At 50.7% G+C, this 14059-nt stretch carries 10 protein-coding genes; 4 read left to right on the top strand and 6 right to left on the bottom strand.

Annotated elements, in window-relative coordinates; genetic code table 11:
• Positions 1-39 precede the first annotated feature (39 nt).
• Both J6J34_RS10625 and hrpA read left to right on the top strand, forming a co-directional pair.
• Entirely contained in the window at positions 40-462 is a 423-nt protein-coding gene (locus tag J6J34_RS10625; protein WP_301720425.1) for a CBS domain-containing protein, read from the top strand.
• A gap of 15 nt (positions 463-477) precedes the next feature.
• On the top strand, positions 478-4263 hold the full coding sequence (gene hrpA / locus J6J34_RS10630; RefSeq protein WP_301899023.1) for an ATP-dependent RNA helicase HrpA: 3786 nt from the start codon (positions 478-480) through the stop codon (positions 4261-4263).
• Here hrpA and J6J34_RS10635 read toward each other — a convergent pair.
• The 6 genes from J6J34_RS10635 to ubiG form a co-directional block, all read right to left on the bottom strand.
• A complete protein-coding gene (locus tag J6J34_RS10635) occupies positions 4260-4526 on the bottom strand; it encodes a GrxA family glutaredoxin (RefSeq protein ID WP_301720424.1) in 267 nt (88 codons plus the stop codon). The genes hrpA and J6J34_RS10635 overlap by 4 nt on opposite strands.
• A gap of 103 nt (positions 4527-4629) precedes the next feature.
• On the bottom strand, positions 4630-4893 hold the full coding sequence (yfaE, locus tag J6J34_RS10640) for a class I ribonucleotide reductase maintenance protein YfaE (RefSeq protein WP_301774287.1): 264 nt from the start codon (positions 4891-4893) through the stop codon (positions 4630-4632).
• A gap of 5 nt (positions 4894-4898) precedes the next feature.
• Positions 4899-6029 (bottom strand): class Ia ribonucleoside-diphosphate reductase subunit beta, encoded by a 1131-nt coding sequence (gene nrdB, locus J6J34_RS10645; RefSeq protein ID WP_301720422.1) that lies wholly within the window; start codon positions 6027-6029, stop codon positions 4899-4901.
• A gap of 18 nt (positions 6030-6047) precedes the next feature.
• Positions 6048-8390 (bottom strand): class 1a ribonucleoside-diphosphate reductase subunit alpha, encoded by a 2343-nt coding sequence (nrdA, locus tag J6J34_RS10650; protein WP_301774288.1) that lies wholly within the window; start codon positions 8388-8390, stop codon positions 6048-6050.
• A 357-nt stretch (positions 8391-8747) separates the two neighbouring features.
• Positions 8748-9419: an HAD family hydrolase gene (locus J6J34_RS10655; RefSeq protein ID WP_301774289.1), complete on the bottom strand. Its 672-nt coding sequence runs from the start codon at positions 9417-9419 to the stop codon at positions 8748-8750.
• Positions 9420-9422: 3 nt separating this feature from the next.
• Entirely contained in the window at positions 9423-10133 is a 711-nt protein-coding gene (ubiG, locus tag J6J34_RS10660; protein WP_301720418.1) for a bifunctional 2-polyprenyl-6-hydroxyphenol methylase/3-demethylubiquinol 3-O-methyltransferase UbiG, read from the bottom strand.
• Positions 10134-10316: 183 nt separating this feature from the next.
• Between ubiG and gyrA the strand changes: the two genes are divergently transcribed.
• Both gyrA and serC read left to right on the top strand, forming a co-directional pair.
• On the top strand, positions 10317-12956 hold the full coding sequence (gyrA, locus tag J6J34_RS10665) for a DNA topoisomerase (ATP-hydrolyzing) subunit A (RefSeq protein ID WP_301834182.1): 2640 nt from the start codon (positions 10317-10319) through the stop codon (positions 12954-12956).
• A gap of 9 nt (positions 12957-12965) precedes the next feature.
• Positions 12966-14054 (top strand): 3-phosphoserine/phosphohydroxythreonine transaminase, encoded by a 1089-nt coding sequence (gene serC / locus J6J34_RS10670; RefSeq protein ID WP_301836213.1) that lies wholly within the window; start codon positions 12966-12968, stop codon positions 14052-14054.
• Positions 14055-14059: the final 5 nt, after the last annotated feature.

Genomic DNA, 14059 nt, shown 5'->3' on the forward strand with positions numbered 1-14059 from the left:
TTACGATAGGACATGTAGTTACACGCAAGCGAGGTGGTTATGCAGTCGATGAAAGTGGTTGAGTTCATGAATCGCAATCCGGCCGTATTTACTGCGGATATGCCGATTGAAGCAGTGGTGGAACGGTTGTTAAAGAGCCGTCAACGCGGCGGTCCAGTGGTGGATGATGAACGCCGTGTCATCGGTTTTATCTCTGAACAAGACTGCCTCGCTGCTATGCTGCGTGATACCTATCATAAGGAGCAATCGGCGAACGTCAGTGATTGCATGTTCAGTGGCGAGGTCTTGTGTGTCTTCGCCGGTGATTCTATTACTGACGTTGCGCAACGTATGGATCTGAGGAAGCCCAAAATCTACCCGGTGCTCGACGACGATAACCGGCAACTGGTGGGGCTCATTACCCGTACTGATGTTTTGGCCGCTATTGATGGCTATTTTCGAGATTCCTATCGCCGGCGTTAACAAGCCGGCGCTTCACTGTTAAACTCTAGCCTTTCCGCTGATGTAAATGCAGGACAGGGCGTGCAGACGACGATTCATTTCCCCGCCGACTTACCGGTCGTGCAAGCAAAAACCGAGATCCAGAACGCCATTCGTAACCACCAGGTGGTTATCATCGCTGGCGAGACGGGCTCAGGTAAAACCACGCAGTTACCGAAAATGTTGCTGGAACTTGGTTATGGCCGCCAGCATGAGGGGACCTTGATCGGTCACACGCAGCCACGTCGACTGGCAGCGCGTAGCGTAGCGCAGCGCATTGCCGATGAGTTGCAGACGCCCTTGGGTGAAAAAGTGGGATATAAAGTTCGCTTTCAGGACCAGACCGCACCCACGACCTCAATTAAGCTGGTGACCGACGGTATGCTGCTGGCGGAGTTACAAAACGATCGCCTGTTGCGCAAGTACGACGCGCTGATTATCGACGAGGCCCATGAACGTAGTCTGAACATTGATTTTATGCTCGGCGTGCTGGCGAGTCTGCTGCCGAAACGCCCAGATCTTAAGCTGGTCATTACCTCTGCGACCATAGAAACCGAACGCTTTTCGAAGCACTTTAATAACGCCCCGGTGATTTCCGTAAGCGGGCGCACCTATCCTGTCGAGACGCGTTATCGACCACTGGAAGGAGAGGACGATAGTGGTGATGTGATTCAGGGCGTGTGTGACGCGGTTCAAGAGCTGTATCGTGAACCCTCTGGCGACATTCTGGTGTTTGGTTCTGGTGAAAGGGAGATCCGCGATTTCGCAGAAGCACTGAATGAACTGGATTTACCCAATACCGAACTGCTGCCGTTATTCGCGAGGTTGTCCGCCAATGAACAAAACCGCGTGTTTCAAAGTCATGGCCAGCGCCGCATCGTCATTGCCACCAATGTTGCCGAAACCTCACTGACTGTGCCGGGTATTCGCTATGTCATTGATCCCGGGACCGCACGCATCAGCCGCTACAGTTACCGCACCAAAGTGCAACGCCTGCCGATTGAGAAGATCTCTCAGGCCAGTGCCAACCAGCGTTTAGGTCGTTGTGGTCGGGTGGCACCGGGTATCTGTATCCGTTTGTACAGTGAAGAAGACTTCCTGCAACGGCCCGAGTACACCGAACCAGAAATATTAAGAACTAATCTGGCTGCGGTGATTCTGCAGATGACGTCGGCGCGGCTCGGTGATATCCGCAAGTTTCCCTTTATTGATCGGCCCGATGAGCGCTTTGTCAAAGATGGCATGAATCTGCTGCAGGAACTGCATGCCCTGCAGCCCGGCAAAGCTAAGCGGCGTAAAAAAGGGCAGCCCTCAGGACCACAGTTAACCGCGCTCGGTCGGCAGTTGGCCCAACTGCCGATTGACCCGCGGCTGGCGCGCATGGTGCTGGCAGCGAATGAATTTGGCTGCATTCAGGAAGTGATGGTGATTACCGCGGCCTTAAGTATCCAGGATCCGCGTGAACGGCCACAAGAAGCCAGGCAAAAGGCGGATGAATTACACCAGCGCTTTCACGATAAGGATTCCGATTTTAATGGTTACCTGAACTTGTGGAATTATTTGCAGGAACGACAGCGAGAGCTGTCCAAGAGCCAGTTCCGTAAGCAACTGAAATCTGAATTTATCCACTTTTTGCGGGTTCGCGAATGGCAGGATGTTTACAGTCAGATCCGCCAGACCGTGCGTGGCCTAGGGTACAAAATAAATCAAGAACAAGCCAGTTTTGAAGCGGTGCATCGTGCTCTCTTAACCGGTTTACTGTCCCATCTTGGTAATAAGCAGGAAGGCCATGAGTTTTTAGGTGCGCGGAACCGTAAATTTTACGTCTTTCCAGGCTCTGGCCTGTTTAAGAAGCCACCCAAATGGCTCATGGCTGCGGAACTGGTGGAAACCAGTCGTTTATTTGCCCGGGTAAATGCGCGGATTGAGCCGGAGTGGATTGAACCTGCTGCCCGGCACCTGGTGAAACACAACTATTTTGAACCGCATTTTTCGAAAAAGTCAGGTTCAGTGGTCGCTGATGAGCAAGTCACCTTGTATGGTCTCATCATCGTGCCGCGGCGCCGGGTTCAATATGGTCCCGTAGACCCGGTAACGGCCCGGGAAATCTTTATTCGCGATGGCTTAGTTTCGGGCGCACTGAAACGGCAATTACCTTTTATTCGTCATAACCTGGCCTTAATTGAAGACATCCGTGAGCTGGAAGATAAATCCAGGCGCCGTGATATTCTGGTGGACGACGAAGCATTGTTTCACGCCTATGAAGCGCAAGTACCTGCCGGAATCTACAATGAACAGTTGCTTGCCGGTTGGTGGCATAAGGCAGCCAAACAGGATCCAAAACTACTGTATTTTGACCGCGGCGACTTGATGGCGCAGGACGCGGGGCACGTGACCGAGCTGGATTACCCCGATACCTGGCAACAAGGCGACGTTACCTTACCTTTGAGCTATCACTTTGAACCCAATGACCCTATTGATGGGGTCGCTGTGCATGTACCTTTAACCTTGGTGAATCAACTGCAACCGCAGGGGTTCGATTGGCAGGTACCGGCACTACGTGAGCAACTGGTGGTGCATTGGATAAAATCTCTACCTAAAAGCTGGCGGCGTCATTTTGTGCCGGCACCGAATTACGCGCAGGCGTTTTTGCAAAGCTGTGCTGAAGAAAAAGACCCCGAGGCGCTACTGAAGCGTCCTTTGCTTGAAGTTCTGACCGAGAAGTTACGGCGCATGAGTGGAGTCACGGTACCGGCAGATGCCTGGGATGCTGCACAGCTTCCGGATTATCTCAAGTTACGTTTTGTCATCGAAGATGAAAAAGGAAACTCCGTTGCTGACGGTCGTGATTTGCTGGCTTTGCAACAGCGCTTACAGGGTAAAGTTCAACATGCCTTACGGGAGGCCGTTGCGGAGCAACCTGCCGCGCGGGCAGTCACAGACTGGCAATTTGGAACTATGCCAGAGCTGCGCGAGCGCCAGCATCGGGGCTATTCTGTCAAAGCTTATCCGGCACTTGAAGTGAGCAAAGAGGGCGTTCGCGAAACTCTTTTTGACAAGCCGGAACAGGCACAGTATTCGCACCAGCTGGCCCTGCGTAAGCTGTTGCAGTTGCAGTTACCGTCGCCAGTCCGCTACCTGCAGCAGAGCCTGTCGAACAAGGCCAAGCTGGCCATGTATTACAATCCCTGGGGCAAGGTCGACGCGCTTATTGAAGACTGCATTGTTGCGGCTCTGGATGAATTTATTGTTGCTCAACCCATCCGTAATGAAACAGCGTTCCGCCAGGTAGTAGAGCTGGCCCGTGGCGAGCTGAATGAACGTGTGACAGCGATTGCACGCCAGGTGGAGCCTTGTTTGGTGCGCTCGCAGAAGATTCGTAAGCAATTGAAAGGGTCCGTGGCCCTTGACCAAATTCAGGCCCACGCAGACATTAAAGAGCAACTGGATGAACTGGTGTACCCAGGCTTTGTCAGCGCCGCCGGAGCACAACGATTGGCGGACATTGAGCGCTACTTGAAAGCCATTGAGCAACGGCTGGAGAAATTGCCAGTGGATCCGAATCGGGATCGTCTGCATTTGCTTACCTTGCAAAAGCTAACCGCAGCCTACAAAGAACTGAAAGCCAAGTGGCCTAAAGGACAGTCCTTGCCGGAGCCTTTGGTAGAATTACGTTGGATGCTGGAGGAGTTGCGGGTAAGTTTCTTTGCCCAGAAACTAGGAACCCGCTATCCGATATCGGAAAAGCGGGTTCAACAAGCACTTGCCGCGCTGAAAACTTAGGCTGCGTAAAGGTCTAAGTTTTCGCGTGCGTAAGCTTCAAACTCTGTGCAGCCACCGATGTGTTTTTCATCGATAAAGATCTGCGGCACGGTCAACACCGGTGCACCGACGGTTTTTTCCAGATCAGCTTTGCTGATACCTTCTTCGTGCATGTCGATGTAACGAAATTCAAAATCGTCACGATCTTCAACCAGTTTTTCTGCAATTTGCTTGGCACGGACACAGAAAGGGCAGCCAGGACGGCCAAAAATTACTGTAAACATGTTTACTCCCACATAGTTTAATCATTTAACTTGGCACTATTTTGCCTGAGAAGTGCGCTGATGGCCAATGATCGTGCTCTATCGGGGTAATCGATTGAAGCGATTAGTGATCGATATCTAAATCGGAGGTAGGGACACAGCAGCACGCCAGACAATCTCCCGGGCGCACAATGGCCAGAGGCTCGTTAATGTAGGCGATAGTACCTGTCTTGACCTGGGTACGGCAGGCACCGCAAAATCCGTCGCGACAGTGATAGCGGGTTTCGAGACCAGCGGCCTCCATCGCTTCCAGCAAAGAAGAGCCTTCCGATGGGTCAACGGTCAGCTCGTGCTGACCGTTGACGCGGACTTTGAAGGTGTTGCTCATAGCAGTTACAGCTCGAAATCCCCTAAATCAGATGCGCTCACGGAGCTATCGATTTGACCAACTAAGTACGAGGTGATTTCTGCTTCCTGCGGTGCAACCTGGACGTTGTCAGAGACAAGATATTTGTTCATCCAGGGCAACGGATTATTACGTTGCTTGAAAGGTGCGTCAAAACCAATGGCTTCCATGCGCATGTTCGCGATGTACTCCACATACTGGCAAAGGATTTCTTCGTTCAGACCTATCATTGAACCGTGCTGGAACAAATAATGCGCCCATTCTTTTTCCTGTTCGACGGCCTTCATAAAGATTGCCAGAGCTTCGTCCCGCAGTTCTTCAGCGATTTCCTTCATTTCAGGGTCATCTTTACCGTACTGCCACAAGTTCAGGATGTTCTGAGTAGAGACCAGATGCAGGTTCTCATCACGGGCGATCAGGCGGATGATTTTCGAATTACCTTCCATCAAATCACGTTCTGCGAAGGCAAAGGTGCAGGCAAAACTGACGTAAAAGCGAATCGCTTCCAGCGCGTTTACAGAGTTGATGCAAAGAAACAGCTTCTTTTTCAGCTCGCGCATGGTGACATTATGAACTTCGCCGTCAACTTCAATTTCACCTTCGCCATGGGTTTGCCACAGCTGCGTGTAGAAAATAAGGTCGTCGTAATATTTGGAGATATCGTTGGCACGCTTCTGGATCTCTTCGTTAATGACGATATCTTCAAACACCTGACTCGGATCGGTAAACAGGTTACGCAAGATGTGCGTGTACGAGCGAGAGTGGATCGTCTCAAAGAACGACCAGGTTTCAATCCAGGTTTCCAGCTCCGGGATGGAGACAATAGGGAGCAGGGCGATGTTGGGACTCCGGCCCTGAACAGAATCCAGCAAGGTCTGATATTTCAGATTTGAAATGAAAATGTGTTTTTCACTTTCGGTCAGGTTCTGAAAGTCGACCCGGTCGCGACTCACGTCAACTTCTTCCGGACGCCAGAAAAAGCTGATTTGTTTCTCGATGAGTTTTTCAAAAACACTATGTTTTTGCTGATCATAACGCGCTACGTTGACCGAATTTCCGAAGAACATCGGTTCCTGCAACGGATTAATCTGGTTCTTGTTAAACGTCGAATAACTCATTAATTTAGCGCCTTGTTATTAGATTTTACATGCACCGCCGGCACAGTCGTCATCTTCTTCTTCAATGACGTCTACCGTTGCTTGCTGATTTTCCTGCTCACGTTGCTTGGCATCAATTTTGTCGCGTAAATCGACCTGGTTGTCCGAGGCACCGTCACGGGTGTTGTGATAGTACAAGGTCTTCACACCGAGCTTGTATGCATAAAGTAAATCTTGCAGCAGCTGTTTCATGGAAACTTTGCCGCCTTCAAACTTGCTGGGGTCGTAGTTGGTGTTTGCCGAGATGGTTTGGTCGACAAACTTCTGCATGATCCCTACCAGTTCCAAATAGCCTTTGTTATTTGGAATGGTCCACAACAGTTCGTAAGCGTCTTTCAGGTTTTCATAATCAGGTACGACTTGCTTGGTCACACCATCTTTCGATGCTTTAATACTGATATGGCCACGCGGTGGTTCAATACCATTGGTCGCATTGGAAATCTGTGACGATGTTTCTGACGGCATTAAAGCTGACAGAGTCGAGTTACGCATACCGTATTGTTTGACGTCCGCGCGTAACTTATCCCAGTCCAACTGGAGGCCTTCTGAACACACCGCATCTAAATCTTTTTTGTAGGTGTCAATTGGCATGACGCCTTGAGAATAAGTGGTCTCGTTAAATTTAGGGCAAGCACCCATTTCTTTGGCGAGATTGACTGACGCTTTCATCAAATAGTACTGAATGGCTTCAAAAGTACGATGCACCAGGCCATTGGCAGAACCGTCTGAGTAGCGGACACCGTTTTTCGCCAGGTAGTAGGCGAAGTTGATGACGCCGATGCCCAGAGTACGTCGTCCCATGGTCGCGTTGCGTGCCGCAGGTACCGGGTACTCCTGATAATCCAATAAACTATCGAGCGCACGAACGGCTAAATCAGCCAATTCTTCAAGATCGTCAAGCGACTTGATGGCGCCGAGGTTGAAGGCGGACAGCGTGCACAGTGCGATTTCACCTTCCTCATCGTTAACATGAGCCAGCGGCTTGGTTGGCAAGGCAATTTCTAAACACAAGTTGCTCTGACGAATGGGGGCAACCTTAGGGTCGAACGGGCTGTGGGTGTTGCAGTGGTCCACGTTTTGCAGGTAAATACGGCCGGTACTGGCACGCTCCTGCATAAACAAACCAAACAACTCCAGTGCTTTGATACGTTTTTTACGAATCGAATCATCGTTTTCATATTGCACGTACAAGCGCTCGAACTCCGCCTGATCAGCAAAGAAAGCATCATACAGACCCGGGGTATCCGAGGGGCTGAACAGAGTGATGTAATCGTCTTTGACCAGTCGGGTATACATCAGGCGGTTAAACTGAACCCCGTAATCCAGATGGCGGACGCGGTTTTCTTCTACGCCACGGTTGTTTTTCAGAACCAGCAGACTTTCAACCTCAAGATGCCAAAGCGGGTAAAAGAGGGTGGCTGCGCCGCCTCGAACACCGCCTTGCGAGCAGCTTTTCACCGCTGTCTGGAAATATTTATAGAACGGGATGCAACCTGTATGGAAAGCCTCTCCACCACGAATCGGGCTGCCTAAGGCGCGGATGCGGCCGGCATTCACACCGATCCCAGCGCGCTGTGACACATACTTAACGATGGCACTCGCTGTGGCGTTAATGGAATCGAGGCTGTCACCGGCTTCAATCAACACACAGGAGCTGAACTGACGGGTGGGTGTGCGTACGCCTGACATGATCGGCGTCGGCAATGAAATCTTAAATAACGACGTCGCGTCGTAAAAACGCTTCACGTATTCCAGGCGCGTGTCTTTTGGGTAGTTCGCGAACAGACAAGCTGCCACCAGAACATACAAAAACTGCGCACTTTCAAAGATTTCACCGGTCACCCGGTTTTGCACTAGGTACTTGCCTTCAAGCTGCTTGATTGCTGCGTAGGAGAAATTGAGGTCACGTGAATGATCGATAAACGCATTCATTTGCTCGAAGTCTTCTTTACTGTAATCGCTTAGTAAATGCTCATCGTAATGGCCACTGTTCACCATCGATGTGACCTGGTCATACAGGTGGGGCGGCTCAAATTCACCGTAAGCAAGTTTGCGCAGATGGAATACCGCGAGGCGGGCAGCCAGGTACTGGTAGTCCGGAGCGTCTTCAGAAATCAAATCTGCAGCAGCTTTAATGATGGTTTCGTGAATGTCTTCGGTCTTGATGCCATCGTAGAATTGAATACGTGACTTGATTTCGACTTCAGAAACAGACACGTTATCAAGGCCTTCAGCAGCCCAACTGATCACGCGATGGATTTTATCCAAATCCAGCGGTTCCCGTTCACCACTACGCTTGGTAACAAAAAGCTTTTGATTCATGCGGCGCACCCACCAATTTTATCGTTATGTTTTTAGTTGCAAACCACAAGATATAGTGTCGAATAGGCATTCTGTGTGAAAATTACACAATATCTTGGGTTGGGATTGATAATCGTATGCTAGCACTTATCGCTAAGGGATCAAGCGTGATTTGATGAAATTTAAAGTGGTGATTTCAGTGCCTGAGCACTCTCATGCCTGAAAGTCTTGCGGTTCTAATGGTTTAGCGATTGCAAGCCAAAATAAATATTTTTAAATAACTTTTTGCTCTTTTAAATCTCTTCTTAATAGAGCAAAACTCTAAGGCTTGATTTTAGTGGTGTACACAACATCTAGCGCTGAAAGTACCGGCAACCACTAAATGTGGTAACGGTGGAGATGTTCGAGTAATTCCAAGGGTTGCTGTATTTCGTAATCAGCAGCCCAGTTCTCCGGATAGTCTTCCGCGCCAATATAGCCGTAGCGCGCCAGGACCGTTTGCATACCGGCCGCGCGTCCGGCTTCGATATCTCGCTGCGCATCGCCGACATACCAACAGTGCCTGGCGTCCAGCCCCAGTGCTGTTGACGCATGCAAAATGGGATCCGGGTGTGGCTTTGCCACCGCCAGGGTATCGCCGCTGACTCTTATATCAATGGCGGCCAGCTCCGGATAATAGGGAATCAGCTGCTCGGTCAGTGCTTTGGGTTTATTGGTGACAATGGCGACGGCTATTTTGCTGGCGTTAAGCTGCTGCAAGAGTTCATCAACGCCGGGGAAAAGCTTGGTTTGCACGGCGATGGCATTGGCATAGTGCATCAGAAAGGCTTTGCGTAATTCACTTTTACGAGCATGAAACTCAGCTCCGTAAGCATGCTCGAGCAGGCCACGCGAGCCGTGCGATGCCAGCGTCTTGGCAACTTCCAGTGCGACCGGCTCACGGCCTTCGTCCGCAAGCACCTGATTAAGGGCTGTTCCCATATCGGCGGCGGTATCGAGCAAGGTGCCGTCTAGATCAAAAAGTACTGCTTTAATCTTGTGTTTGGTCATGTTTCAACCATCTTTGCGCAAAGCAACGATGTAGTTAACGTCAACGTTACTGTTATCCAGGTAAAAGCCCCGCAAGGGTGAATAATGGATGCCGGTGATCGCTTTGGCTTGTGCACCTGCAGCATCAGTCATGCGCAGTAATTCTGCGGGCTGAATAAATTTCGCGTGTTCGTGCGTCCCTTTGGGAACCCAGCGCAGCACATATTCGGCAGCCACAATTCCCAGCAACCATGATTTCAGATTACGGTTGAGGGTTGAGAAAACCAAAGTTCCGCCGGGTTTTACCAGAGTCGCAGCTGCTTGCACAATACTTGCCGGGTCGGGCACGTGCTCAAGCATTTCTAAACAGGTAACGACATCGAAGCGTTGCGGATGCTGCCTGGCAAACTCTTCAGCAGCAATACAGTGATAGTCGATGCTAAGCTGACTCTCCAACGCATGCAGTTTTGCAACTTGCAGGGATTGCTCAGCCAGATCAATACCTGTTACCTGCGCTCCCTCACGAGCGAGAGCTTCGGTGACCAGGCCGCCCCCGCAACCAATGTCCAGAACCTGTTTGCCATAGACGCCATCAGCCTGACGTTGAATAAAGTCCACCCGCAGCGGATTAATCTGGTGCAACGGTTTAAATTCGCCTTCGGGATCCCACCAGCGCGACGCCAGGGCACCAAATTTCTCTATTTCTTTTGGATCGACATTATTTGATTGCTGCATAGTACTTCTGCTTATTGAAAAAACTCGGTACAGTGTACTGGAGCTCTCGAATTAAAAAAAGTCGAGGTGAAGCAACCGGCGCCGAAAAAGCGTCGGAAAAAAGGATGCGAGAGTGCAGCGCTAAGGGTACAATGCTGCTACTAAGACAACTATAAGAAAGATTGAGCGTTTAGGGATATAACTATGAGTGATCTCGCCAGAGAAGTCGTTCCAGTCAATATCGAAGACGAGCTGAAAAGTTCCTACCTCGATTATGCAATGAGCGTCATTGTTGGCCGTGCACTACCGGACGTGCGCGATGGGTTAAAACCGGTTCACCGCCGTGTCTTGTTTGCGATGAACGAATTGCGCAATGATTTCAACAAGCCTTATAAAAAGTCCGCCCGTATCGTCGGTGACGTAATTGGTAAGTATCACCCGCACGGTGATAGCGCTGTTTACGACACTATCGTACGTATGGCGCAACCCTTCTCATTACGCTACATGTTGGTAGACGGGCAGGGTAACTTTGGTTCTGTTGACGGTGACTCAGCGGCAGCCATGCGTTACACCGAAATTCGAATGGCAAAAATTGCCAGCGAATTACTTTCCGATCTCGACAAAGAAACCGTCGACTTCGTGCCGAACTACGATGGCACTGAGCAAATTCCAGATGTACTGCCAACGCGGGTGCCGAATCTGTTGGTGAATGGCTCCTCAGGTATTGCTGTTGGTATGGCAACCAACATACCACCGCATAACCTCGGTGAGGTCATTGATGGCTGCTTAGCCATGATTGAAAACCCTGACATCACCACCGACGAACTGATGGAGTTCATCCCGGGGCCTGACTTTCCTACCGCAGCATCAATTTCTGGTCGCGCGGGTATCGTTGAAGCCTACCGCACCGGTCGCGGTCGTATTCATTTGCGCGCGAAAGCGGAAATTGAAACCGACTCGAATGGCCGTGAAGCCATTATTGTTAATGAAATTCCCTACCAAGTGAATAAAGCCCGGCTGATTGAAAAGATCGCCGAGCTGGTCAAAGAAAAACGCCTGGAAGGCATCAGCGGTCTGCGCGATGAGTCTGATAAAGACGGTATGCGGATTGTGATTGAGCTGAAACGTGGCGAAGTCGGTGAAGTGGTATTGAACCATCTGTATGCCAACACCCAGATGCAAGTGGTGTTTGGTATTAACATGGTGGCTCTGGATAAGAACCAGCCACGCCTGTTTAACCTGCGTGACATGATTGATTGCTTTATCCTGCACCGTCGGGAAGTGGTCACCCGTCGCTCGGTCTACGAGCTGCGGAAGGCGCGTGAACGTGCGCATATCCTTGAAGGCCTGGCGATTGCACTGGCGAATATCGATGATGTTATCGAATTGATTCGTCGCTCCCAGACCGCCGCTGAAGCGAAGGCAGGGTTAGTCAGCCGCGCCTGGATCTTGGGTGATGTTGCGAACATGCTTGAACGCGCTGGTGTTGATGCCGCGCGGCCCGATCATCTTGCCCCGGAGTACGGGATTCGAGACGGTCAGTATCACCTGACTGAAGAGCAGGCGCAGGCCATTCTTGACTTACGTCTGCATAAGCTGACAGGTCTTGAGCATGAAAAGATTCTGGAAGAGTATAAGAACCTGCTCAGCCAAATCGAAGAACTGTTACTGATTTTGAACAACTCTGCGCGTCTGATGGAAGTTATCCGTGAAGAGCTGGAGAAGATCAAACTGGATTATGGTGACCCACGGCGCACGGAAATTACTGCCGCAGCGCACGACATCTCCATGGAAGATTTGATCAATGAAGAAGATGTTGTCGTGACCTTGTCACATCATGGTTATGTGAAGTATCAGCCATTAACCGAGTACGAAGCCCAACGCCGCGGTGGTAAAGGCAAAGCAGCAACGAAGATGAAAGACGAAGACTTCATCGAGCGGCTGTGGGTGGCCAATACTCACGATACGATTTTGTGTTTCTCAACCCGTGGTCGGATCTACTGGATGAAGGTCTATCAGTTGCCGTTAGCAAGTCGCGCCTCGCGAGGCCGACCTATTGTTAATCTGCTGCCACTGGAAGCTGACGAGCGGATCACCGCAATTTTGCCAACGCGTGATTATCCGGACGATAAATTCATTCTGATGGCGACCAAAAACGGCACGGTCAAGAAAACTCCAATGGTGGATTATTCACGCCCTCGTTCAGGCGGCATCATTGCCCTGAATCTGAATGACGGTGATGAGCTGATTGGCGTTGATATGACCTCGGCGGGTGACGAAGTGATGTTATTCTCTGATGCTGGCAAAGTGGTGCGCTTTAGCGAAGACCAGGTACGCTCTATGGGTCGTACCGCTACCGGTGTACGTGGTATCCGTCTGGAAGAAGGCCAACGCGTGGTGTCACTGATTGTGCCGCGTACCATTGAGGAAGAAGTCCCGACCATTCTGACGGTGACTGAAAATGGCTTTGGTAAACGTACCCCGATTACCGACTACCCGGCGAAGAGCCGTGCCACTAAAGGTGTTGTCTCCATTAAGGTAAGTGAACGTAATGGGGCTGTGGTCGGCGCGATGGAAGTGGTGGATGCCAATCAGATCATGCTGATCAGTAATAAAGGTACCCTGGTGCGGACGCGTGTGAGTGAAGTTTCAACCGTCGGTCGAAACACGCAAGGTGTGCGTTTAATCCGAACCGGTGCCGACGAGAAAGTCGTTGGTATGCAGCGTATCGACGAACTCGACGAAGACGAACTTGACGACATCGAGTTAGACGTCGAAGACACTGCTGAAAACGCAGGTGAAGATGCGACGCAGACACCAGCGGACGATAGTAACGAGGAGTAATTAAGCACAATGACGGCCCCGTATAATTTTTCTGCTGGACCTGCGATGTTACCGCGTGCGGTATTGGAACGTGCGCAAGAAGAGCTTAGGAGTTGGCGGGGCAGTGGTATCTCGGTGATGGAAATCAGTCACCGGGATCCAGCTTTTGTGCAAATGGCACTCAAAGCTGAGCAGGACTTACGTGATTTAATGACGATTCCTGATCATTACCAGGTGCTGTTTATGCATGGCGGTGGTCGCGGTCAGTTTAGCGCTGTTCCCCAGAATATTGCCGGGGCGAATGATACTGTCGATTACCTCAATAGTGGCGTCTGGTCAGAGTTTGCTATTCGCGAAGCGCAGAAGTTTGTCAGCAAGGTTAATGTTGTGGGCGCCGCCGTGGATACCGAACAAGGTCGCGCCATTGCTGCTGCAGAAGACTGGCAGCTGAGTGCGGACGCGGCTTACTTCCACTACTGTCCAAACGAAACCGTGGATGGTGTCGCGCTGCATGAGATTCCAGCGCAGGTCACAGCGCCAGTTGTGGCCGATATGTCCTCCAACATCCTCTCAGAGCCTCTTACTGTTGAGCGTTACGCCTTGATTTATGCTGGTGCTCAGAAAAATATCGGACCCTCAGGTTTTGCTATCGCCATCGTCCGGGACGATCTGCTTGGTCGCGCGCAAGGGACAACCTCGACCATTATGGACTACACAGTTCAGGCCAAAGACAAATCTATGTACAACACGCCAAATACCTGGGCTTGGTACCTTTCCGGGTTGGTATTTGAGTGGTTAAAAGAACAGGGCGGCGTAGCAGTCATGGGCCAGGTTAACGCCCGTAAAGCGCAATTACTCTATAACTATATTGACAGTTCAGACTTCTACAGCAACCCGGTTCATCCTGACTATCGGTCAAAAATGAACGTACCCTTTTTACTCGCCGATCCGCAGCGTGATGACGACTTTCTTAAAGCGGCAGAGCAACAGGGCTTATTGGGATTAAAAGGTCACCGCTTTGTCGGGGGCATGCGAGCAAGTATCTATAACGCTATGCCAATAGAGGGCGTGATCGCACTGGTCGATTTCATGCGTGAATTTGAGCAAAAACACACCTAAGAAAA

Origin of the sequence: Pseudidiomarina terrestris, assembly GCF_030466405.1 — a bacterium.
Classification (GTDB): domain Bacteria; phylum Pseudomonadota; class Gammaproteobacteria; order Enterobacterales; family Alteromonadaceae; genus Pseudidiomarina; species Pseudidiomarina terrestris.